This is a genomic window from Pseudomonas sp. Irchel s3b2 (assembly GCF_900187445.1).
Classification (GTDB): domain Bacteria; phylum Pseudomonadota; class Gammaproteobacteria; order Pseudomonadales; family Pseudomonadaceae; genus Aquipseudomonas.
In genome coordinates this window covers 266072-288647 of record NZ_FYEB01000003.1, presented here as the reverse complement: position 1 = coordinate 288647, position 22576 = coordinate 266072, and the positions used below count along the sequence as shown (strand labels likewise).

Genomic DNA, 22576 nt, shown 5'->3' with positions numbered 1-22576 from the left:
AGAACGGTCAGACTAACGCAGGCACATGACGCTCGGATATACGAAAAATCCGAGCGTCGCGTATGGTTTAGAAACGTCGCAAATCGAGAGTCATCGGCAGCTCGTCGTTAATTTCCAGATTCGGTATAGGAAGTTTCCCCGGCGTGTGTCCGATGCGGAAAAAACGCGCCATCCGTCGGCTCTCGGCTTCATTGGCGTTCACCGGCAGGCTGTCGTAGTTGCGCCCGCCCGGATGGGCGACGTGGTACTGACAGCCGCCCAGAGAACGCCCCATCCAGGTGTCGAGCACGTCGAACACCAGCGGCGCGTGCACAGGGATGGTCGGTTGCAGGCAGTTGAACGGTTGCCAGGCACGGAAACGTACACCGGCGACGAACTCACCGACCCGTCCCGTGGGTTGCAACGGCACAGGGATGCCGTTGCACGTCAGCAGATAACGCTGGGGCGGCAGGCCGCTGAGCTTGACCTGCAAACGCTCCAGCGACGAATCCACGTAACGCACCGTGCCACCCGCCGCGCCCTCTTCGCCCAGTACATGCCAAGGCTCCAGTGCCTGACGCAATTCCAGTTGGATGCCGCTGACGGCGTAATCGCCGACCTTGGGAAAACGGAATTCCAGATGCGCCGCGAACCACTCGGCCCGCACGGGATAACCGGCGGCATTGAGATCGACGATCACATCAGCGAAATCCTGCTCGATAAAGTGCGGTAACAGGAACCGGTCGTGCAGCTCTGTACCCCAGCGCGCCAGTTTCGACGGTGCATAAGGCTCGCGCCAGAACCGCGCCACCAGCGCCCGCAGCAACAACTGCTGAGCCAGGCTCATGCGCGCATGGGGCGGCATTTCAAAGGCCCGCAGTTCCAGCAACCCGAGACGCCCGGTGGCGCCGTCCGGCGAATAGAGTTTGTCGATGCAGAACTCGGCGCGGTGGGTGTTGCCAGTCACGTCGATCAGCAAATTGCGCAGCAAGCGATCCACCAACCAGGGCGGGCATTCTTCGCCCGGCTTCGGTATCTGTGCGAAGGCGATTTCCAGTTCATACAGCGAATCGTTGCGCGCCTCATCCACCCTCGGTGCTTGAGACGTCGGGCCGATGAACAATCCGGAAAACAGGTAGGACAAGGACGGATGGTTATGCCAGTAACTGATCAGGCTGCGCAACAGATCGGGACGGCGCAGAAACGGTGAGTCAGCCGGGGTCGCGCCACCCAATACGAAATGGTTGCCGCCGCCGGTGCCGGTGTGCCGGCCGTCGATCATGAATTTCTCGGTGGTGAGTCGAGTCTGGCGCGCCTCTTCGTAAAGAAACTCGGTGCGCTCCACCAACTCATCCCAGGTAGCGGACGGCTGGACATTAACCTCAATCACTCCCGGATCCGGAGTAATGCGGAAGTTGCTCAGGCGCGGATCACTCGGCGGTTCATAGCCTTCCAGCAACACCGGGCAATGCAGTTCCTCGGCGGTGGCTTCGATGGCGGCGACCAGTTCCAGATAGTCTTCGACCCGCTCCAGCGGCGGCATGAACAGGTACAACCGGCCTTCTCGCGCTTCGGCGCAGAATGCGGTGCGGGTCAGCCAGTCGGCGGACTCGTCAATCTTTGGCGCACGCTCGTCGACGGTTTTCGGTTGAGCGTGATTCTTTAGCTGGTCGGTGCCCGGCAGATCAGGGAAATCCTGATTCGGGTCGACAGGATGAATGAATGGATACTCCGCTGCTTTCACCCAAGGCTGCGAGCCGAGCGGCAAGCGATACCCCAGCGGCGAATCCCCCGGCACCAATCGGCAGTGTTCTTCGCGCAGATACCAGCGACCGCTCTGCCATTGATCGCCTTTGGCGGTGCGCGCCAGGGGCAAAACCTGGCCGATAACCTTGTCCAGCCCCTGGCTGAAGACTTTGCGCAAGCGCGCCCGCTCCAAAGGTTCTTCCAGCCGTGAGTCTTCGGCGCTGACGTTCTGCGGCAAAGCGCCTTCACGCCAAAGGTAATAGAAATTGTCTTCGTAGGCCGGGAACACAAAGCGTGTCGGAATTTTCAGGCGCTCGGCGACACTCGCCAGAAAACGTCCGGCCAGTTCGCCATCAGCGCCGTAGTCTTCCTGCTCATCGGCGATCAGCGCACTGTTGTGCCAGATCGGCACACCGTCGCGGCGCCAGTAGCAGTTCAGCGACCAGCGCGGCAGTTGCTCGCCGGGGTACCACTTGCCCTGACCGAAATGCACCAGGCCTTTGGGCGCGTAATGCTTGCGCATGCGCTGGAACAGTTCGGCGGACAGGCGACGCTTGTCCGGACCCAGCGCGGCGGTATTCCACTCGGCGCCGTCCGGGTCATCGATGGAAACGAACGTCGGCTCGCCGCCCATGGTCAGGCGCACATCGCCTTCGAGCAGATCAGCATCGATCTGCCGACCCAAGGTCTGAATCGCCAGCCATTGGTCTTCGGTGTAGGGTTTTGTTACGCGCGGCGCTTCCCAAATACGCTCGACTGACATCTCGTGGGTAAATTCGCACTCACACGGTTCCACCAAGCCACTGATCGGTGCCGCAGAAGACGGATCGGGACTACAGGCCAACGGAATGTGTCCTTCACCGGCAAACAGCCCTGAGGTCGCGTCCAGGCCAATCCAGCCGGCACCGGGTAAATAGACCTCGCACCAGGCGTGCAGGTCAGTGAAGTCCACTTCAGTGCCTGAGGGGCCGTCGAGGCTTTTGACGTCGGCGGTCAACTGAATCAGGTAACCGGACACGAAACGCGCCGCCAGGCCAAGGTTGCGCAGCAATTGCACCAGCAACCACGCCGAGTCACGGCAGGAACCCGACGCATGCTCGAGGGTGTGTTCCGGGGTCTGTACGCCTGGCTCCATGCGGATCAGGTAGCCGATGTCTTCGCTGAGGCGCTGGTTGAGTGCGACCAGGAAATCCACGCTCGGTAGCGGCGTGCGGTCGATGCCCTCCAGATAGGCCTTGAATTTGGGCGTCAGGGGCAAGGTTTCCAGGTACGGCGCCAGCTCTTTGCGCTCATCCGCGGTGTAGGTGAAAGGGATCTTTTCGGCGTAAGGCTCGAGGAAGAAGTCGAACGGATTGAACACCGCCATCTCGGCCAACAAGTCGACCTCGATCCGCAGCTCATCGGTTTTCTCCGGAAACACCAACCGCGCCAGGTAATTGCCCTGAGGGTCCTGCTGCCAGTTGATGAAATGCTGCTCGGGCGAAACTTTCAGCGCATAGGACAGTATCCGCGTGCGGCTGTGGGCAGCCGGGCGCAGGCGAACGATCTGCGGACCGAGCTCAACGGCGCGGTCGTAGCGGTAATGCGTGACGTGATGCAATGCGACATGAATCGACACGGCGTGCCTCCTGCGAGCCTGGACGTTATTGAAAGCGGCGCAAGACTTATGCCATCCAGCAGAGCTGGCGCTTTCACAGATTTGCTCAGGGCAGTACAGCACCAAAATCGGGCGATGCGGGAATTGGTTTGTGGGGATTGCACAGAAATGTGGCGAAGGGAGGGTTGGGGCTTGATCGTTCCCACGCTCTGCGTGGGAATGCAGCCCGTGACGCTCCGCGTCACTGGACGCGGAGCGTCCCTTGAGGCATTCCCACGCGGAGCGTGGGAACGATCAGGTTGGCGTTCTGTTCAGCTCGAGCGAGGGCTTAGCGCGGTACTACCGGCTTACGCGCAGGTTTCGGCCCCTTGCCTTTGGCCGCGTCCTTGCGCTCCTTGGCCGCCTGCTGGTTGCGCGCGAATGCCGCCGCCTTGGCCTGTTCACGCTTGTCCCACGGGTTACCGCCATCGCTGGCACGCGGGGGAAGCCCGGTGTGCTGGGTCAGAATCTTGGTGGTCTTTTCCCCTGCCACTTTGTGGCTGCCGGCCGGTGTCGAGTTCTTGCGACGGGCGCTCTGGTAACTGTCGGTCGCCGGCTGATGCAGCGGGATCAACTGGTTCTTGCCTGGCCCGATCAGGTCGGCGCGGCCCATGCGGGTCAGTGCTTCACGCAGCATCGGCCAGCCTTTCGGGTCGTGATAACGCAAGAACGCCTTGTGCAGACGACGCTGCTCTTCGCTCTTGACGATGGTCACGCCGTCACTCTTGTAAGTGACCTTGCGCAGCGGGTTCTTGCCCGAGTGGTACATCGCGGTGGCGGTGGCCATCGGCGACGGATAGAACGCCTGCACCTGGTCGGCACGGAAGCCGTTGCCCTTGAGCCACAGGGCCAGGTTCATCATGTCTTCGTCGGTGGTGCCCGGGTGAGCTGCGATGAAGTACGGAATCAGGTACTGCTCTTTCCCGGCTTCCTTGGTGTACTTCTCGAACATGCGCTTGAACTTGTCATAGCTGCCGATGCCCGGTTTCATCATCTGGTTGAGCGGACCTTCCTCGGTGTGTTCCGGGGCGATCTTCAGGTAACCACCGACGTGGTGGGTCACCAACTCTTTGACGTATTCCGGCGACTCGACCGCGAGGTCGTAACGCAAGCCGGACGCGATCAGGATCTTCTTCACACCCGGCAAGGCCCGGGCGCTGCGATAGAGCTGGATCAGCGACGAGTGGTCGGTGTTCAGGTTCGGGCAAATGCCGGGGAAAACGCACGAAGGCTTGCGGCACGCGGATTCGATTTCCGGCGTCTTGCAGGCGATGCGGTACATGTTCGCGGTCGGTCCGCCGAGGTCGGAGATCACCCCGGTGAAGCCTGGGACTTTATCGCGGATCTCTTCGATTTCGCGAATGATCGACTCTTCGGAACGGTTCTGGATGATCCGGCCTTCGTGCTCGGTGATCGAGCAGAACGTACAGCCGCCGAAGCAGCCGCGCATGATGTTCACCGAGAAGCGGATCATGTCGTAGGCCGGAATCTTTTCCTTGCCGTACGCCGGGTGCGGAACCCGCGCGTAAGGCATGCCGAACACGTAGTCCATTTCTTCGGTGGTCATCGGAATCGGAGGCGGGTTGAACCAGACGTCCACTTCGCCATGCTTCTGCACCAGCGCGCGAGCATTGCCCGGGTTGGTTTCCAGGTGCAGCACGCGGTTGGCGTGAGCATAAAGAACCGCGTCGCCACGAACTTTTTCAACCGATGGCAGACGAATCACGGTCTTGTCGCGCGTCATCTTGGGGCTGGCCAAGATCTGCACGACCTTTGCTTCGCTCGGGTCTTCAACCGGACCTTTTTCCTGCTCGATGGCGCAGGCCTGGGTGTCCTGAGTGTTGACGTACGGGTTGATGATCTTGTCGACCTTGCCCGGACGGTCGATGCGCGTGGAATCGACTTCGTACCAGTCTTTCGGCGTATCACGACGAATGAACGCGGTGCCGCGCACGTCGGTGATGTCTTCGATCTTGTGACCGTAGGACAGGCGCTGGGCGACTTCAACGATCGCGCGCTCGGCGTTGCCGTAGAGCAAGATGTCGGCGCAGGCGTCGATCAGGATCGAGTTACGCACCCGGTCCTGCCAGTAATCGTAGTGAGCGATGCGGCGCAGAGAGGCTTCAATGCCACCGAGCACGATCGGCACGTTTTTGTAAGCTTCCTTGCAGCGCTGGCTGTAAACCAGGCTCGCACGATCCGGACGTTTGCCCGCCAGGCCACCGGGGGTATAGGCGTCGTCGGAACGGATTTTCTTGTCGGCGGTGTAGCGGTTGATCATCGAGTCCATGTTGCCGGCCGCGACGCCGAAGAACAGGTTCGGCTCGCCGAGCTTCATGAAGTCGTCTTTGGACTGCCAGTTCGGCTGCGCAATGATCCCGACGCGGAAGCCTTGGGCCTCCAGCAGTCGGCCGATGATCGCCATGCCGAACGACGGGTGGTCGACATAGGCATCACCGGTGACGATGATGATGTCGCAGGAATCCCAGCCAAGCTGATCCATCTCCTCCCTGCTCATCGGCAGGAATGGCGCTGGCCCGAAACATTCGGCCCAGTACTTGGGATAGTCAAATAACGGCTTGGCTGCTTGCATGTCGATAACCGGTGTTGGCTTTCATTGAATTTCGCGGGCGCGGAATATAGCACAAAAATTGACCAATTCCGACTGCTATGGTCGGAAATTGGTGTCGCCCCATTCGCGGGCAAGCCTCGCTCCTACAGGTTCTGCGCAACCCGTAGGAGCGAGGCTTGCCCGCGAAGAGGCCCGACCAGACAACGAATAACTTACTCGTCGTCGAAGTTGTAGCTGCCCGGCGCCAGATTTTCGAAGCGGGTGTACTTACCGATGAACGCCAGTCGTGACGTGCCGATCGGGCCGTTCCGCTGTTTGCCGATGATGATCTCGGCGATGCCTTTATGCTCGGTTTCCGGGTGGTACACCTCATCCCGGTACACGAACATGATCACGTCAGCATCCTGCTCGATCGCTCCGGATTCCCGCAAGTCGGAGTTGATCGGGCGTTTGTTCGGTCGTTGCTCCAGGGAGCGGTTGAGCTGGGACAGCGCCACTACCGGGCAGTTGAATTCCTTGGCGAGGGCTTTCAAGGAACGGGAGATCTCGGAAATCTCGTTGGTCCGGTTGTCGCCGCCGGAACCTGGAATCTGCATCAACTGCAGGTAGTCGATCATGATCAGGGCGATGTCACCGTGTTCACGCACCAGACGCCGGGTCCGCGCGCGCATCTCCGACGGGCTGATACCGGCCGTGTCGTCGATGAACAGCTTGCGATCGTTCAGCAGGTTGACCGCCGAGGTCAGACGTGGCCAATCGTCGTCGTCCAGGCGACCGGCCCGGACCTTGGTCTGGTCGATACGCCCAAGGGACGAAAGCATACGCATGATCAGCGATTCGCCTGGCATCTCCAGCGAGTAAACCAGTACGCACTTGTCGCTGCGCAACACGGCGTTTTCCACCAGGTTCATCGCGAAGGTGGTTTTACCCATGGACGGACGGCCGGCGACGATGATCAGGTCGGAAGGCTGCAAGCCGCTGGTCTTCTCGTCGAGGTCGGTGTAACCGGTGGACAAGCCGGTGATGGCGTTGTCGGTGTTGAACAAGGTATCGATGCGGTCGATAGCCTTGGTCAGCAGGTCATTCACGCTCACCGGGCCGCCGGTTTTTGGCCGGGCCTCGGCGATCTGGAAGATTTGCCGCTCAGCTTCGTCGAGAATTTCTTCCGCCGTGCGGCCTTCCGGGTTGAAGGCGCTGTCGGCAATTTCGGTGGCGATGCCAATCAACTGCCGCAACGTCGCCCGTGCACGAACGATTTGCGCATAGGCCTTGATGTTGGCGACGGATGGCGTGTTTTTCGCCAGTTCGCCGAGGTAACCGAGGCCACCGACTTGCGAGGTCTGACCTTCCTTGTCCAATTGCTCGGCAAGGGTCACGACGTCGATCGGGGAGTTCTGGTCCGCCAGCTTGGCGATGGCCCGGAAGATCAGGCGGTGGTCATGCCGATAGAAATCGCCGTCGGAGACTTGATCGAGCACGCGTTCCCAGGCGTTGTTGTCCAGCATCAGACCACCGAGCACGGCCTGTTCGGCCTCGATGGAATGCGGCGGCACCTTCAGGGCAGCGGTTTGCAGATCGTATTGCTCGGGAGCGGAGATATCGTTCATGGCCACTTGGAGTTAGTTGTAGAAAATCAGGAACTGCAGAAAGACAAAGGGCACGACCTGTAAACAGGATCGTGCCCGATGTTACCGGCAAGCACCCGAGGGTGCCAGCCGACAAGTGCTGCTTAAGCTGCTACCACGACAACGCGTACGGTGGCTTCAACTTCGGCGTGCAGGTGCACGGCTACGTCGAATTCGCCTACGTTGCGGATGGTGCCGTTCGGCAGACGAACTTCGCTTTTTGCAACTTCAACGCCAGAGGCGGTCAGTGCATCAGCGATGTCGTGGGTGCCGATCGAACCGAACAGCTTGCCTTCGTCACCAGCGGTGGCAGTGATAGTCACTTCCAGCTCAGCCAGTTGGGCGGCACGGCTTTCAGCCGAAGTTTTACGGTCTGCTGCGGCTTTTTCCAGCTCAGCGCGACGCTCTTCGAACGCAGCCAAGTTGGCTGGGGTCGCAGCGGTAGCTTTGCCGTAAGGCAGCAGGTAGTTACGACCGTAACCAGCCTTAACGTTCACTTTGTCACCCAGGTTGCCCAGGTTGGTGACTTTTTCCAGAAGGATCAGTTGCATGTGAAAATCCTCTTAACTTTTAACCTTCACCGTTCGCGTTATCGGCATCTTTCGGTGCCGAACGACCGCGAAAATCAATCAGGCTGTCGACGATGGCCAGGACCACCAGCAACGGATAGATCAGCTGCATGAACAGCAACAGCGTGACGTACAACCCCACCAGCCAGAACTTGGCCAGTCGCTTTTGCGCCACCAGCCCGTGAATCAGGGCCAGCCCGGCGAACACCAGCGGTACGCTGCACAACGGTGTCAACATGGCCATCTGCGAGCCTAAGTTAGGCCCCAGAAGCATCAACACCAGCAGCAACATCGCCGGTAAAAGCGGGATTCGGATGGCGCGAAACTCGCGACCAAAACCACCCGGGTTGTACAACAACGCCTGCCAGTAGCGCCCGACAATCAGGCTCAGCACACTGACGATTTGCAACAAAGCCGCAATCAGGCCGGTCAGGACCGGTGCAATCAGGGACGCGAAACGCGCTTGCTCGTCTACCGACAATTGCTGGTAGACATCACCGAGTAGCGACGGCATGACTTTTATCAAAGCCTGCGCCAGCATCTCGATCTGGGGCGCAAAAGCCACCCCCAGCACCACTGAAAACACCAATCCCATCGCTATGCTGACCAGCAGCACGCGGTTCCAGGACTCACTTGCGCGCAAAACCAACGCAAGGCTCGAAGAACCCAACAGCACCAGAAGTGCCCGTGGGTCGTCGGAGTAAAGCCACCAGATCAATGCCGGCAGCAATCCCAGAGCAAGAACGCCCAAGGCGTCCTTCAATCCGCGCCGCAGGAGCACAAGGCATCCGGCGGCAGCACCCAACCAATACAACAACGGCAATGTTGCGCATCCGGCCACTACCAGAGTGGCCTGCATACGGCCGCGCATGATGAACTCAGCTAAGGCGCGCATGCATTCAATCCTTTGCTACGTGTCGACTGCCCGGTCTCAGCGGCCGTGGCTGTCGGTGTAGGCCAGCAGGGCCAGGAAGCGGGCGCGCTTGATAGCGGTGGCCAGCTGACGCTGATAACGAGCTTTGGTACCGGTGATGCGGCTTGGAACGATTTTGCCGGTCTCGGATACATAAGCTTTCAGAGTGTTGAGATCTTTGTAATCGATCTCTTTCACGTCTTCAGCGGTGAAGCGGCAGAATTTACGACGACGGAAGAAACGTGCCATTTGATAGGCTCCTTAAAAGGTCCGTGGATTACTCGTCAGCGTTATCGCTGGCGTCGCTGTCATCACCATCAACGCTATCGGCGTCGGAGTGCTCAGGACGGTCGCGACGCTCACGGCGCTCACTGCGGTTTTCTTCAGCCTTGAGCATCTCGGATTGGCCGGTAACGGCTTCTTCGCGACGGATGACCAGGTTACGGATCACTGCATCGTTGTAGCGGAAGTTGTCTTCCAGCTCGGCCAGAGCCTTGCCAGTGCACTCAACGTTCAGCATCACGTAGTGAGCCTTGTGAACATTGTTGATTGCGTAGGCCAGTTGACGACGGCCCCAATCTTCCAGACGGTGGATTTTGCCGCCGTCTTCTTCGATCAGCTTGGTGTAACGCTCAACCATGCCACCGACTTGCTCGCTTTGATCCGGGTGGACCAAAAAGATGATTTCGTAATGACGCATGAATGCTCCTTACGGGTTGTAGCCTGCCGCTCAAAAGCGGTCAGACAAGGAGTGAATGACACTTATGGACTTGCTTGCGATAGACACATGCGTGCCTGCCGTCACAGCAAGGGGCGCAATTGTAAAGAAGGGACAGGAGAGGTGCAAGGCAATTGGTGATTATTTGAACAACCACCACATCATCCCTGTAGGAGCGAGGCTTGCCCGCGATCGGAGCTCCGCGATCTTTCAGGAATACCGCGTTATCGTTCTTCGCGGGCGAGCCTCGCTCCTACAGAAGCAAGGCTGCTGCGATGGATCAAGACTTTTTGGCGGTCCCGGCAGCTTTGACACCGCGCTGACGCAGGGCTTCGAACAAGCAAACACCGGTTGCCACGGAAACGTTGAGGCTGCTGACACTGCCCGCCATTGGCAGACGCACCAGGTAGTCGCAAAGATCGCGGGTCAGGCGACGCATTCCGCTGCCTTCCGCGCCCATGATCAGGATGGTCGGGCCGGTCAGGTCTTGCTGATACAGATCCTGCTCAGCCTCGCCCGCCGTACCGACGACCCACAAGCCACGCTGCTTGAGTTTTTCCAGGGTGCGCGCCAGATTGGTCACCGCCACCAACGGAATCACTTCCGCCGCGCCGCAGGCGACCTTACGCACCGTCGGGGTCAGCGTGGCTGACTTGTCTTTTGGCACGATCACCGCCAGCGCGCCGGCCGCATCGGCCGAACGCAGGCAAGCGCCGAGGTTGTGCGGATCGGTCACGCCGTCGAGCACCAGCAACAGCGGTGCGCCTTCAGTACGATCGAGCAATTCGTCGAGCATCGCTTCGCCCCAGACCTGACTCGGACTAACGTCCGCGACCACGCCCTGGTGCACGCCTTCTACCCACGCATCGAGCTCACGACGCTCAGCCTGACCGACCGCTACGCGATTTTCGGCAGCGAGTTCGATCAGCGTCTGCACCCGCGGATCACTGCGGCCTTCAGCCAGCCAGATCTGCTTGACGCGTTTTGGGTGGTGACGCAGCAATGCTTCCACAGCATGCACGCCGTAGATCTTTTCCAACTGACTCATGACTTGGCCTTAGGTTTACGCGCCCCGCCGCTTCTGGCAGCTGGAGCGGAACCCGCTTTTGGCGGGCCTTTACGATGTTTGCTCGGTTTTGCTGGCTTGCCGCCGGAGGCCTTGTCAGGCGCCGACCGCCCGGTCTTTCCCCCAGACACCGCTTTACCGCCGCTTTTCGCTTCAGACAGCAACGCCTGCTTCAGTTCACGACTTTTGCGCAACTCGGCATTTTTTGCCGCCGCATCGCTCGGACGATAGGCTTCGACAGCCTTTTCCTTGGCAGGACGGCGACCGGTTTTCGCCGGTGCCGGTTCTGCGGCGGTTTTAGCCGCTGGAGCGGCTGTTTCGGTTCCGCGCTTCTTGCGCCCGATCGGCGCGCTGATGGTTTTCTCAGCCATCTCGAAGTCAATCTTGCGCTCGTCAAGGTCGACGCGCATGACGCGAACTTCAACGGTGTCACCAAGGCGGAAGCTGCGACCGGTACGCTCACCGGCGAGGCGGTGGTGTACAGGATCGAAGTGATAGTAATCGCCCGGCAGAGCGGTGACGTGCACCAGACCTTCGACGTAGATGTCGGTCAGTTCGACGAACAGGCCGAAACCGGTCACGGCAGTGATCACACCCGGGAACGATTCGCCCACGCGATCTTTCATGAACTCACACTTGAGCCAGTTCACCACGTCGCGGGTCGCTTCGTCGGCACGGCGCTCGCTCATCGAGCACTGCTCGCCGAGCTGCTCCAGAGTCGGTTCGTCGTACGGGTAGATGCGCGCTTTCGGAATGATCATCGCGCCGGCACGGCGAACGTGCGGGGTGTCCATTTTCGAATGGATGACGCTGCGAATCGCCCGGTGCGTGAGCAAGTCCGGGTAGCGGCGAATCGGCGAAGTGAAGTGGGTATAGGCTTCGTAATTCAGGCCGAAGTGGCCCTGGTTATCAGCGCTGTACACCGCCTGGCTCAACGAACGCAGCATGACGGTCTGGATCAGGTGGAAATCCGGACGGTCCTTGATGCCTGCCAGCAAAGCCTGGTAATCCTTCGGCGACGGACCATCCTTGCCTTTGTGCAGGGACAGGCCGAGCTCGCCAAGGAAGGCGCGCAGTTTTTCCAGACGCTCCGGTGGTGGACCATCGTGAACGCGGTACAGCGCAGGAATTTCGTGCTTTTTCAGGAATTCGGCGGTGGCCACGTTGGCCGCCAGCATGCATTCCTCGATCAGCTTGTGGGCATCGTTGCGCACGGTCGGACGGATTTCGGCAATCTTGCGCTCGGAACCGAAGATGATCCGGGTTTCCTGCGTTTCGAAATCGATTGCGCCGCGAACGTGACGGGCCGCCAGCAGAACCTTGTACAGCGAATACAGCTGCTTCAGATGCGGTACGACATCGGTGTACTCGCCACGCAGCTTGCGCCCCTCGGTGGCTTTCGGCGTTTCGAGCATCGCGCTGACCTTGTTGTAGGTCAGGCGAGCGTGGGAGTGAATCACCGCTTCGTAGAAGCAATAGTCAGTCATCTCGCCGGATTTGGAGATGGTCATCTCGCAGACCATGGCCAGGCGATCGACGTGCGGGTTCAGCGAGCACAGGCCGTTGGACAACTGCTCAGGCAGCATCGGCACGACGCGCTCGGGGAAGTACACCGAGTTGCCACGAACCTGCGATTCGTTATCCAGTGCCGAACCGATTTTCACGTAGCTGGAAACGTCGGCGATCGCCACGTACAACTTCCAGCCACCGGAGAACAGGCGCAGCTTGCCCGGCTTGGCTTCGCAGTAGACCGCGTCATCGAAGTCGCGCGCATCTTCGCCGTCGATGGTCACGAACGGCAGATGGCGCAGGTCGATGCGCTTCTCTTTGTCCTTCTCTTCGACTTCAGGCTTGAGTTTGGCAGCTTCCTTGAGCACCGCTTCAGGCCAGACGTGAGGAATATCGTAGGTGCGCAGGGCGACATCGATTTCCATGCCCGGCGCCATGTAGTTACCCACGACTTCGACCACATCGCCTTGCGGCTGGAAGCGTGGCGTCGGCCAGTGAGTGATCTTCACTTCGACGAACTGGCCGAGCTGGGCGTTGGCGTTGCGGCCCGGCGTCACCAGCACTTCTTGCTGGATCTTCGGATTGTCCGCGACGACGAAACCGATACCGCCCTCTTCGAAATAGCGACCGACAATGGTCTCGTGGGCACGGGACACCACTTCGACGATCATGCCTTCGCGGCGACCGCGACGGTCGAGGCCGGAAACACGCGCCAAGGCACGGTCGCCATCGAACACCAAACGCATTTGCGCCGGGCTCATGAACAGGTCGTCACTGCCGTCGTCCGGGACCAGGAAGCCGAAGCCGTCACGGTGACCGCTGATGCGGCCCAGGATCAGGTCGAGCTTGTCCACCGGCGCATAAGTGCCGCGACGGGTATAGATGAGTTGAGCGTCGCGCTCCATGGCGCGCAGGCGGCGGCGCAGGGCTTCGATCTGGTCTTCTGTGGTCAGACCAAACTCTTCGACCAGCTGCTCGCGGTTAGCAGGCGAACCTCGATCAGCAAGGTGCTGAAGGATCAGTTCACGGCTAGGAATAGGGTTTTCATATTTTTCCGCTTCACGAGCGGCCTCGGGATCGAGGGACTGCCAATCGGCCATTAGAGAGTTTTCACCTTGTCTATATGCGGGTTAGTTTGGCATAGGCGTAATGAAACGGGAAATTTCAGGCTATGACAGCCCATCTAAAGCCTTTTATCGACATCGAAAAGCCGATTTGAATACCACTGGAGAAATTTTCCAGGTTTTTTCGATGTCGGGGGTTTACAGTTAAAAAGACGCTCCGTATAGTGCGCGCCATCGACGACGCAGACGCGCTGCCGATACTGCCCAGATGGTGAAATTGGTAGACACGCCAGCTTCAGGTGCTGGTGACCGCAAGGTCGTGGAAGTTCGAGTCTTCTTCTGGGCACCAATTTCGAGCTTGAGATTAGATCAATTTCAAGGCTCACACAAAAACCCGCGAAAGCGGGTTTTTGCATTTCAGGCTTCCGGTTTATTAAAATTAAATCAGGGGTTTACAGATCAAATTGCTCTCCGTATAGTGCGCCACATCAACAGCGGCAACGCTGAAGATTATGCCCAGATGGTGAAATTGGTAGACACGCCAGCTTCAGGTGCTGGTGACCGCAAGGTCGTGGAAGTTCGAGTCTTCTTCTGGGCACCAATTCAAATTCAAGGTCACGATCTTGAATTTCACAGAAACCCGCGAAAGCGGGTTTTTGCGTTTCTGGCTTTCATAAACATCAAGCTATCTCGCTCGCTGAAAAGCTTCGCGGGCAAGCCTCGCTCCTACAGGGCTAGTGTCGGTCGCGAAATTGCGCACGACACAAGCCCTGTAGGAGCGAGGCTTGCCCGCGAAGGCGCCAGACCTGCAAACGAAAAACTTAAGCCCTGAACTGCCCCAGGCTCGCCTTCAACTGCGCCGCCAAGCCATCCAGCACCTTACCGCTGGCCGTGGTCTCCACCACCGCCTGAGCAGCCTTTTCAGCTTGAGCATGAATGGTCTCAACCCGCCCACGCACAGCCTGCGCACCTTGCGCCTGATGCGCTGCGGCCTGGGTCGCCAGACCGATTGCCGCATGCACCTGCTCGACCGACGCCTGCACTGATTGCTGCAACCGCGCACTGTCGCGCAACACCAACAAACCTTCGCTGGCCTGACGCCCGGCCTGGCCGATTGCCGCGACGGCCTCCCGCGCGCCCTGCTGCAATGCAACGATATGGGCCTGGATGTCGCCGGTTGAGCTCTGAGTCTTGCTCGCCAGTGCCCGCACCTCATCCGCCACCACGGCAAACCCGCGACCGGTCTCGCCGGCACGCGCCGCCTCAATGGCCGCGTTCAACGCCAGCAAGTTGGTTTGCTCGGCAATCCCGTGAATCACCGTCAACACCACTTCAATCTGCTCACTCTGCTGTGCCAGGCGCTCGATGACTTTCGCGCCGGTGTCGACCTGTCCGGCCAACGCCTCGATCAGGCTGCCGACTTTCGCCGAGGTCCGAGTGTTTTCATCCGTGGCCTGACGAATGCCCACCACCTGCTGCAAGGCGGCCTGCATGGCGTGGCTTTCAGACTGAGCTTCGTCAGCCATTTGCGACAACGCACGCAAGCTTTCGGCCACTTCATCGCGCTGCATGCCCGCCGCGGCATCGGCACCGGCATTGCGCAGGGTCATGGCGCCGATCTCCACACCGGTACGCTGGGCCACATCGCCCGCCTCACGCACGATCGGTTGCAACTTATCCACAAAGCGATTGACCGCCGAGGCCATGTCGCCGATCTCATCCTGGCTGTTGATCTGCACACGCTTGGTCAGATCGCCCTCACCTGCCGCCAAGTCATCCATGGCGGCGATCAGCAGCTTCAAGCGATTGACCACTCGACGACCCAGCACCACCGCCAGCAACAGCAGCACACCAAAACCCACCACCGCCAGACCCATGCCGATGCGCCAGCGCAAAGTCCCGGCAGCCTCCTGAACGGCAGTGGTGGTATTGGCTTTCATTTCAGTGGCGGTGGACTGCGCCGATTGCAGACGCCCGCGCATCGCCGCTGCGCTATCAGCTGCCGCGCCTTTGAGGCTGTCGCCCACCAATTGATCGCTGCTGGCGATCAGCGCCGAGAAGCGCTTGTCCAGTGCCGCCAGATCGGTTTCCACCGAGGCGGTTGAGACGCCCATCAAAACTTTGCCGATCTCCACCCCATTGGGGTTGATCGAGGCTTCAAGGTAGTAGACCGACGGATCGCTCTTCGCCGCATCCAGCACCTTGTCCAACGCCCGCTCGCCCTGGCCTTTTTCCAGAAGCGCCTTGTTGATCGGGTTCTCCCGGTTGAGGTAGCGCGTCAGGTGCTGGCCCGTGGCGTCGTCATAGACCACGAACAACACATTGGGATTACGCTGGGCACGGCGAGCGAATTCGGACAGGGTGGGAATGTCGCTGTCCCACATGGCGCGGGGTGCGACCGAGGCCAGAAGCTGCGCCATGTCGTTGGCCGAATCCTTCAGGTCCTTTTCCAGTGTCGTACGCAGTTGTGCCTGCTCGTCCTTCAGACGCGAAGACAGCCCGGCCGTCAGGCGCTGACGGGTACTGGTAGATAGATTATCCAGGCTCGACGTGACTTCACGCCCCGCCTGCTCAAGCTCACCAGAGAGCTTTTGGCTGTCGGCGTCCAGCCGCATACCCAAATCAGCCTCCAGCGCAGTCACTGTGCTCCGGGTCAGAGCGACAGCCACCAGCACCTGCACCAAAAGGGCGATACCAAGGGTAACGAATACGGGCCGTAAGAGACGGCTTTGTAACAGTGAGAGAACGGCCGACACTGAAAATCCCTCTGCTTAAACGCCATTAAATTGATGGCACTCTGAAGGAGATATTCACAGCAAAGGTCATGCCGTCCAACAGGCATAAACGACAAAGGCCCCAATTAAGGGGCCTTTGTGTTTTACATCAACGACTTATTAAGCGAACGGATGACGCAGAACGATGGTTTCGTTGCGGTCCGGGCCCGTCGAAATAATGTCGATCGGCGCACCGATCAGCTCTTCAACACGCTTGATGTAAGCACGGGCGTTAGCTGGCAGCTCTTCCAGGGCTTTGGCACCCACGGTCGACTCTGTCCAGCCCAGCACTTCTTCGTACACCGGCTGCAGGCCTATGTAGCTGTCAGCGTCAGTCGGGGCAACGTCCTTACCTTCTGCATCTTTGTAGCCGACGCAGATGTTGATCGTTTCCAGACCGTCGAGTACATCCAGCTTGGTCAGGCAGATACCCGAGATGCTGTTCACATCGATAGCGCGACGCAGGATAACGGCGTCAAACCAGCCACAACGACGAGCACGACCAGTAGTCGCGCCGAACTCGTGACCTTGTTTAGCCAGGTGCGCACCGACTTCGTCGAACAACTCAGTCGGGAATGGACCCGAACCTACACGTGTGGTGTAAGCCTTGGTGATACCCAGGATGTAGTCCAGAAACATAGGACCAACGCCCGAACCGGTAGCAACGCCGCCAGCGGTGGTGTTAGAGCTGGTCACGTACGGGTAGGTGCCGTGGTCGATGTCCAGCAACGAACCTTGGGCGCCTTCGAACATGATGTCTTTGCCAGCACGACGCAGCTCGTGCAGCTCGGCAGTCACGTCCAGCATCAGCGGCTTGAGCAGTTCAGCGTATTCTTTGCACTCGGCCAGGGTCTTGTCGAAGTCGATGGCTGGCTCTTTGTAGAAACCGACCAACATGAAGTTGTGGTATTCCACCAGTTCACGCAGCTTGGCTTCAAAGCGTGGCATGTTGAGCAGATCGCCTACGCGCAGACCGCGACGGGCAACCTTGTCTTCGTAAGCCGGGCCGATGCCGCGACCGGTGGTGCCGATCTTCAGCTCGCCACGGGCCTTTTCACGGGCCTGGTCCAGCGCTACGTGGTAGGACAGGATCAACGGGCAGGACGGACTGATACGCAGGCGCTCGCGCACCGGTACACCTTTCTCTTCCAGCTTGATGATTTCCCGCAGCAGGGCGTCGGGTGCAACCACCACACCGTTGCCGATCAGGCACTGCACGCCTTCGCGCAGCACGCCCGACGGGATCAGGTGCAAGACGGTTTTTTCGCCGTTGATCACCAGGGTGTGACCAGCATTGTGGCCACCTTGGTAGCGCACTACGGCGGCAGCATGTTCGGTCAGCAGATCAACGATCTTGCCTTTGCCCTCATCACCCCATTGGGTGCCCAGGACTACGACATTCTTACCCATAACACTTGTCCTCATTCGCGCAAACTTGGTGCCGGCGGCGGCCGGCAGGAAAACTCAAGAAGCCAGCGGCAATACTTGCCAAAGCCCGTTCTGCTGAATCAATTGCCGGTCGCAGTCCGCTTCACGGGCGGCGGCCAAAAGCTGCCCAGGCAATGCCTGAACGACACGCTGACCCTCACTGCGCAACTGGCAAACCTGCTGCCAGAGTGCTGCATCCGTACTGTCAGGCATCCAGATACCGCCAGACGGTAGCTCGACTTCAGCACGCCCCAGGGTCACCAGGGTTTTCAAATCGGTAGAGAAACCAGTTGCCGGACGGGCACGACCGAAATCGGCGCCGATGTCGTCGTAACGACCGCCCTGTGCAATGGACTGGCCAACACCCGGGACGAACACGGCGAACACTACACCTGTGTGATAGTGGTAGCCGCGCAACTCGCCCAGGTCGAAATACAGCGGTAATTCCGGGAAACGCGTGGACAGACGCTCGGCAATCGCCAGCAAATCGTCCAGGGCCGCCAGCACGGGCGCCGGCGCATTGGCCAGACGCTCACGCGCTGCGCTCAACACTTCACGGCCGCCACACAGGTCGACCAGCGCTCGCAGCATGCCCGACAGATCGGCAGGCAGGCCTTCGGTCAAGGTAATGACCTCGTCGATGGCTTTACGTTGCAACGCATCGAACAACTGTTGCTCGACTTCGCCGGACAAACCGGCGGCGCGGGCCAGGCCGCGGTAGATGCCGACATGGCCGAGGTCCATGTGTACATCCGGCACATCGGCCAGCTGCAGCATGGCCAGCATCAAGCTGATGACCTCCACGTCGCTGCTCGGGCTGGCATCGCCGTACAACTCGGCACCCAGTTGAATCGGGCTGCGTGAGGACGACAAGGCACGCGGCTGAGCATGCAACACGCTACCGGCATAGCACAGACGACTTGGACCTTCGCGACGCAGGGTATGCGCATCGATGCGCGCCACTTGCGGCGTGATGTCGGCACGGAAACCCATCTGCCGGCCCGACTGCGGGTCGATGACCTTGAAGGTACGCAGATCGAGGTCCGAACCTGCGCCGGTCAGCAGGGATTCCAGGTACTCGATATGGGGAGTCACGACAAACTCGTAACCCCAGCTCTGGAACAGATCCAACACCTGGCGACGCGCTACTTCGATGCGCGCAGCTTCTGGTGGCAGTACTTCTTCGATGCCATCTGGCAGCAGCCAGCGGTCTACCGTTGCCATTACGCCATTCCCCTATGATCCGGGCGACAAGCCTTTGGGCGAGCCTTGAGTGAAGCAGAAAATGATCGGTCCATGTGCAAACCACGCGCATGAACAACGGAGCGAAAAGCCTGAATCGGCTTCGCCAACCACTTTCCTCGAAAAACCTGTCGAGTCATTCAACTCGGGCGCCTGCATAAAACAGCAATCGAACGTGCAGACGCAAAAAAGCCGGGAATTTCCCGGCTGCCGCATCATACACACGTTTTCCCAAAGGATCACCCCGCCGGAGATTTTAGCCGCCCGGCGGGATGGTTCAGGTTAACGTCGCATCAAGGCTTGGCTTTTTCCAGGTAACGGAAGAAGTCGCTGCCCGGGTCCAGGACCATGACGTCGGATTTGTTCGCGAAGCTTTCACGGTAGGCACGCAGGCTACGGTAGAACGCGTAGAACTCCTGATCCTGACCGTATGCCTTGGAGTAGATCGCAGCAGCCTGGGCATCACCGTCACCGCGAACCTCTTCGGATTCACGATAGGCTTCAGCCAGCAGCACGCGGCGTTGACGGTCGGCGTCGGCACGGATGCCTTCGGCCAGCTCGTTACCCTTGGCGCGGTGCTCGCGAGCTTCACGCTCACGCTCGGTGCTCATACGCTCGAACACGCTGCGGTTCACTTCCTTCGGCAGGTCGATGGTTTTGACCCGAACATCGACAACTTCGATGCCCAGCTCTTTTTCCGCCATCTTGTTCAGCGAAGCGGTAATGTCTGCCATCAGCGCATCACGCTCACCGGACACCACTTCGTGCAAGGTGCGCTTACCGAACTGGTCACGCAGGCCCGATTCCAGACGACGGGAAAGACGCTCGTCGGCAATCTGCTTGAGGCCGGAAGTTGCGGTATAGAAGCGTTCGGCATCTTTCACGCGCCACTTGGCGTAGGCATCGACCATCACGGCTTTCTTTTCCAGCGTCAGAAAGCGTTGTGTCGGTGCATCCAGTGTCATCAGGCGCGCGTCGAATTTGCGCACCTTGTTCACGTAAGGCACTTTCATGTGCAGGCCCGGCTGAACATCGGTCTGGACCACGCGACCGAACTGCAGCATCACCGCGCGCTCGGTCTGAGCCACGATGTAGAAGCAGTTCCAGGCAACGATCGCCACGACGACGCCGATAATAAGGGCGATCAGCGATTTATTGCTCATCAGCGACTCTCCCTGGTACGTGCTTGCTGTTGCTGCAGATCAGCTGCCGCACGCGCATTCACTTCATTGCTGCTGGCTGCTGCGCCGGTCACCGGAGCGCCGGGGCTACGACCACTGTCGATCATCTTGTCCAGCGGCAAGTACAGCAGATTGTTCTGGCCATCCTTGTTGCCGGTCACGAGAACCTTGCTGGTGTTGCTGAAGATTTCCTGCATGGTGTCCAGATACAGACGCTGGCGGGTGACTTCAGGGGCCTTGCGGTATTCGGCCACCAGCTTGGTGAAGCGATCTGCCTCACCCTTGGCGCGGGAGACGGTCTCGTCGCGGTAACCATTGGCATCCTCGAGGATGCGCTGGGCCTGACCACGGGCTTCCGGCACGACGCCGTTGGCGTAGGTTTCAGCCTGGTTGCGCGAACGCTGCTCGTCTTCACGGGCGCGGATCACGTCGTCGAAGGCTTCCTGAACTTCACGCGGTGCAGCTGCGCTCTGTACGTTGACCTGGGTGACGGTGATACCGGTGCGATAGGTATCGAGGAAGCGTTGCAGACGTTCCTTGATTTCGCTGGCCATCAATTCACGACCTTCGGTCAGCACCTGATCCATGGCGGTAGAACCCACCACGTGACGCAAGGCACTGTCGGTCGCATGCTGCAGGCTGATTTCCGGCTGATCGACGTTCAGCACGAAGTCCTGCAGGTTGCTGATCTTGTACTGCACGGTCAGCGGCACTTCGACGATGTTTTCGTCTTCAGTCAGCATTTGACCCTGCTTGGTATAGGCACGCTCACGCGTGACGTTTTCCATGTACTTGCGATCGATCGGCGGGAAATAGATGTTCAGGCCCGGGCCGACGGTTTCATAGTATTTGCCGAAGCGCAGCACTACGGCTTGCTCCTGCTCGTCGACCACGTAGACAGCGCTGTACAGCCACACAGCCGCCAGCACGACCAGGCCGATGCCGAGCAGGCCGCCGAAGCCGCCACTCTTGCCCGAACCGCCGCCCTCGTCACCGCGTTTTTTACCACCACCGAACAACCCGTTCAGGCTTTCCTGCAGCTTTCGGAAGGCCTCGTCGAGATCCGGTGGTCCCTTGCGGTCGCCGTTATTGCGGCGCTTGCCACCCCAAGGATCCTGATTATTCGAGTTGCCACCCGGCTCATTCCAAGCCATAGCGCTCTCCATCTGATAAAGCAAAGACGCACCCACGGCGCGCCGACCAATGCTACAGAATGCCTGTCACCACGGCACAACCGCTTTCTCAGGCTTTTATTGCAAAGTGTGTTGCTCGATGAATTCCATCGGTTGCAGACCTTCGCGGCTCACGAGTCGATTCAGTTCGATCCGTGGCAAGCGAACGGCCAGCAAGCTGATGCCTTCTTCGTCGTGTTCTTCTTTTTGCACCGCACCGAGTTCGAAAAACTGCGCACGCAGTCGAGCAAAACGTTGCGGCAAGCGCAAGGTGCCAACAAACAAATCACTGCCTAACAGTTCGGCCACAGCCTGCTTGAGCAGGTCCAGGCCGCTACCGTCCTTGGCCGACAACCAGACCCGTTGCGGTTTGCCATCGGCATCGCGCTGGATCTGCGGCTCAACACCCTCGAGCAAATCGAGTTTGTTGTATACCTCAAGGATCGGCAAGTCTTGTGCCCCGATCTCCCCCAGCACCACCATGACCTGTTCAATCTGGGCCATGCGCTCAGGCTCATGCGCATCGATCACGTGCAGCAGCAGGTCGGAGTTGCTCGACTCTTCGAGCGTAGCCCGAAATGCCTCGACCAGTTTGTGCGGCAAATGGCGAATGAAGCCCACGGTGTCGGCCAGCACGATCGGCCCGAGGTCGTCGAGTTCGAGTCGGCGCAAGGTCGGGTCGAGGGTAGCGAATAACTGGTCGGCGGCGAAGACGTCGGAATCAGTGACCGAGTTGAACAGCGTCGATTTGCCGGCGTTGGTATAACCCACCAGTGAAACCGTCGGGATGTCAGCACGTTTGCGCCCGCGACGAGATTGCTCGCGCTGGCTGCGGACCTTTTCCAGGCGCCCCTTGATCTGCCGCAGGCGAACCCGCAACAGGCGCCGGTCGGTTTCCAGCTGGGTTTCACCCGGGCCGCGCAGACCGATACCGCCCTTCTGCCGCTCAAGGTGAGTCCAGCCACGAACCAGCCGCGTACTCATGTGTTCAAGCTGGGCCAGTTCAACCTGGAGCTTGCCTTCATGGGTGCGGGCGCGTTGGGCGAAGATATCGAGAATCAACCCCGTGCGGTCAATCACGCGACACTCGAAAATACGTTCGAGGTTACGTTCCTGACTGGGCGTGAGGATGTGATTGAAAATCACCAGATCGACCTGTTCGGCGCTGACCAGGTCGCGTAACTCTTCGACCTTGCCACTGCTAATCAGGGTTTTGGCGGTTGGCCGATGACGCGGCACGTTAAAAAACGCGACGGTCTCGGCGCCAGCCGACATTGCCAACTCCTGAAACTCCTGCGGATCTTCGCGCGCCTCAGGGTCCTGACCATCCAAGTGAACGAGAATGGCTCGTTCACCACCACCGTGGCGCTCAAAGAACAAAG

At 59.5% G+C, this 22576-nt stretch carries 16 protein-coding genes and 2 tRNA genes; 3 read left to right on the top strand and 15 right to left on the bottom strand.

Translation table 11 applies throughout. The features are described 5' to 3' along the window. Window positions 1-67 precede the first annotated feature (67 nt). The 9 genes from CKW20_RS10810 to rnr all read right to left on the bottom strand — a co-directional run bounded on the left by CKW20_RS10810 (window position 68) and on the right by rnr (window position 13433). Complete coding sequence (locus tag CKW20_RS10810; protein WP_095052891.1) at window positions 68-3343, bottom strand: DUF2126 domain-containing protein; 3276 nt, start codon at window positions 3341-3343, stop codon at window positions 68-70. Window positions 3344-3650: 307 nt separating this feature from the next. Next, on the bottom strand, window positions 3651-5954 hold the full coding sequence (locus tag CKW20_RS10805; RefSeq protein WP_030128321.1) for a YgiQ family radical SAM protein: 2304 nt from the start codon (window positions 5952-5954) through the stop codon (window positions 3651-3653). 191 nt (window positions 5955-6145) lie between these two features. Continuing rightward, entirely contained in the window at window positions 6146-7540 is a 1395-nt protein-coding gene (gene dnaB, locus CKW20_RS10800; protein WP_007902695.1) for a replicative DNA helicase, read from the bottom strand. Between the two features lie 122 nt (window positions 7541-7662). Then, complete coding sequence (gene rplI / locus CKW20_RS10795; protein WP_008035347.1) at window positions 7663-8109, bottom strand: 50S ribosomal protein L9; 447 nt, start codon at window positions 8107-8109, stop codon at window positions 7663-7665. A gap of 19 nt (window positions 8110-8128) precedes the next feature. Next, complete coding sequence (locus CKW20_RS10790; RefSeq protein WP_008009810.1) at window positions 8129-9022, bottom strand: hypothetical protein; 894 nt, start codon at window positions 9020-9022, stop codon at window positions 8129-8131. A gap of 36 nt (window positions 9023-9058) precedes the next feature. Next, window positions 9059-9289: a 30S ribosomal protein S18 gene (gene rpsR / locus CKW20_RS10785; RefSeq protein WP_002551829.1), complete on the bottom strand. Its 231-nt coding sequence runs from the start codon at window positions 9287-9289 to the stop codon at window positions 9059-9061. A gap of 28 nt (window positions 9290-9317) precedes the next feature. Beyond that, window positions 9318-9740: a 30S ribosomal protein S6 gene (gene rpsF / locus CKW20_RS10780; RefSeq protein ID WP_095052890.1), complete on the bottom strand. Its 423-nt coding sequence runs from the start codon at window positions 9738-9740 to the stop codon at window positions 9318-9320. 298 nt (window positions 9741-10038) lie between these two features. Continuing rightward, complete coding sequence (gene rlmB / locus CKW20_RS10775) at window positions 10039-10806, bottom strand: 23S rRNA (guanosine(2251)-2'-O)-methyltransferase RlmB (RefSeq protein ID WP_018928494.1); 768 nt, start codon at window positions 10804-10806, stop codon at window positions 10039-10041. Next, window positions 10803-13433: a ribonuclease R gene (gene rnr / locus CKW20_RS10770; protein ID WP_095052889.1), complete on the bottom strand. Its 2631-nt coding sequence runs from the start codon at window positions 13431-13433 to the stop codon at window positions 10803-10805. The genes rlmB and rnr overlap by 4 nt, the downstream gene beginning before the upstream one ends. Before the next feature lie 226 nt (window positions 13434-13659). On the opposite strand from rnr, the gene CKW20_RS10765 reads away from it, so the two are divergent. Both CKW20_RS10765 and CKW20_RS10760 read left to right on the top strand, forming a co-directional pair. Next, a tRNA-Leu gene (locus tag CKW20_RS10765) sits at window positions 13660-13746 on the top strand. A 165-nt stretch (window positions 13747-13911) separates the two neighbouring features. Further along, window positions 13912-13998 (top strand) — tRNA-Leu (locus CKW20_RS10760). Between the two features lie 220 nt (window positions 13999-14218). Here CKW20_RS10760 and CKW20_RS10755 read toward each other — a convergent pair. The 3 genes from CKW20_RS10755 to CKW20_RS10745 all read right to left on the bottom strand — a co-directional run bounded on the left by CKW20_RS10755 (window position 14219) and on the right by CKW20_RS10745 (window position 18823). Beyond that, window positions 14219-16153, bottom strand: a complete 1935-nt coding sequence (locus tag CKW20_RS10755; RefSeq protein WP_095052888.1) for a methyl-accepting chemotaxis protein — start codon at window positions 16151-16153, stop codon at window positions 14219-14221. A 138-nt stretch (window positions 16154-16291) separates the two neighbouring features. Beyond that, window positions 16292-17581 (bottom strand): adenylosuccinate synthase, encoded by a 1290-nt coding sequence (locus CKW20_RS10750; protein ID WP_095052887.1) that lies wholly within the window; start codon window positions 17579-17581, stop codon window positions 16292-16294. 54 nt (window positions 17582-17635) lie between these two features. Beyond that, a complete protein-coding gene (locus CKW20_RS10745) occupies window positions 17636-18823 on the bottom strand; it encodes an ATP phosphoribosyltransferase regulatory subunit (protein WP_038978713.1) in 1188 nt (395 codons plus the stop codon). Window positions 18824-18872: 49 nt separating this feature from the next. On the opposite strand from CKW20_RS10745, the gene CKW20_RS29030 reads away from it, so the two are divergent. After that, complete coding sequence (locus CKW20_RS29030; RefSeq protein ID WP_141228934.1) at window positions 18873-19127, top strand: hypothetical protein; 255 nt, start codon at window positions 18873-18875, stop codon at window positions 19125-19127. A 7-nt stretch (window positions 19128-19134) separates the two neighbouring features. Here CKW20_RS29030 and hflC read toward each other — a convergent pair whose 3' ends face one another. The 3 genes from hflC to hflX all read right to left on the bottom strand — a co-directional run bounded on the left by hflC (window position 19135) and on the right by hflX (window position 22574). Further along, complete coding sequence (gene hflC, locus CKW20_RS10740) at window positions 19135-20004, bottom strand: protease modulator HflC (RefSeq protein WP_095052886.1); 870 nt, start codon at window positions 20002-20004, stop codon at window positions 19135-19137. After that, window positions 20004-21176 carry an FtsH protease activity modulator HflK gene (hflK, locus tag CKW20_RS10735; RefSeq protein ID WP_038978711.1) on the bottom strand — a complete coding sequence of 391 codons (1173 nt, stop codon included), beginning with the start codon at window positions 21174-21176 and terminating at the stop codon, window positions 20004-20006. The genes hflC and hflK overlap by 1 nt, the downstream gene beginning before the upstream one ends. 96 nt (window positions 21177-21272) lie before the next feature. Next, window positions 21273-22574: a ribosome rescue GTPase HflX gene (hflX, locus tag CKW20_RS10730; protein ID WP_095052885.1), complete on the bottom strand. Its 1302-nt coding sequence runs from the start codon at window positions 22572-22574 to the stop codon at window positions 21273-21275. Between the last annotated feature and the right edge of the window lie 2 nt (window positions 22575-22576).

What these genes read in the sequence shown, in the direction of transcription:
- CKW20_RS10805 (WP_030128321.1), bottom strand. Translation starts at nt 5,954, where the DNA reads ATGCAAGCAGCCAAGCCGTTATTTGACTATCCCAAGTACTGGGCCGAA.
- dnaB (WP_007902695.1), bottom strand. Translation starts at nt 7,540, where the DNA reads ATGAACGATATCTCCGCTCCCGAGCAATACGATCTGCAAACCGCTGCC.
- rplI (WP_008035347.1), bottom strand. Translation starts at nt 8,109, where the DNA reads ATGCAACTGATCCTTCTGGAAAAAGTCACCAACCTGGGCAACCTGGGT.
- CKW20_RS10790 (WP_008009810.1), bottom strand. Translation starts at nt 9,022, where the DNA reads ATGCGCGCCTTAGCTGAGTTCATCATGCGCGGCCGTATGCAGGCCACT.
- rpsR (WP_002551829.1), bottom strand. Translation starts at nt 9,289, where the DNA reads ATGGCACGTTTCTTCCGTCGTCGTAAATTCTGCCGCTTCACCGCTGAA.
- rpsF (WP_095052890.1), bottom strand. Translation starts at nt 9,740, where the DNA reads ATGCGTCATTACGAAATCATCTTTTTGGTCCACCCGGATCAAAGCGAG.
- rlmB (WP_018928494.1), bottom strand. Translation starts at nt 10,806, where the DNA reads ATGAGTCAGTTGGAAAAGATCTACGGCGTGCATGCTGTGGAAGCATTG.
- rnr (WP_095052889.1), bottom strand. Translation starts at nt 13,433, where the DNA reads ATGGCCGATTGGCAGTCCCTCGATCCCGAGGCCGCTCGTGAAGCGGAA.
- CKW20_RS10750 (WP_095052887.1), bottom strand. Translation starts at nt 17,581, where the DNA reads ATGGGTAAGAATGTCGTAGTCCTGGGCACCCAATGGGGTGATGAGGGC.
- CKW20_RS10745 (WP_038978713.1), bottom strand. Translation starts at nt 18,823, where the DNA reads ATGGCAACGGTAGACCGCTGGCTGCTGCCAGATGGCATCGAAGAAGTA.
- hflC (WP_095052886.1), bottom strand. Translation starts at nt 20,004, where the DNA reads ATGAGCAATAAATCGCTGATCGCCCTTATTATCGGCGTCGTCGTGGCG.
- hflK (WP_038978711.1), bottom strand. Translation starts at nt 21,176, where the DNA reads ATGGCTTGGAATGAGCCGGGTGGCAACTCGAATAATCAGGATCCTTGG.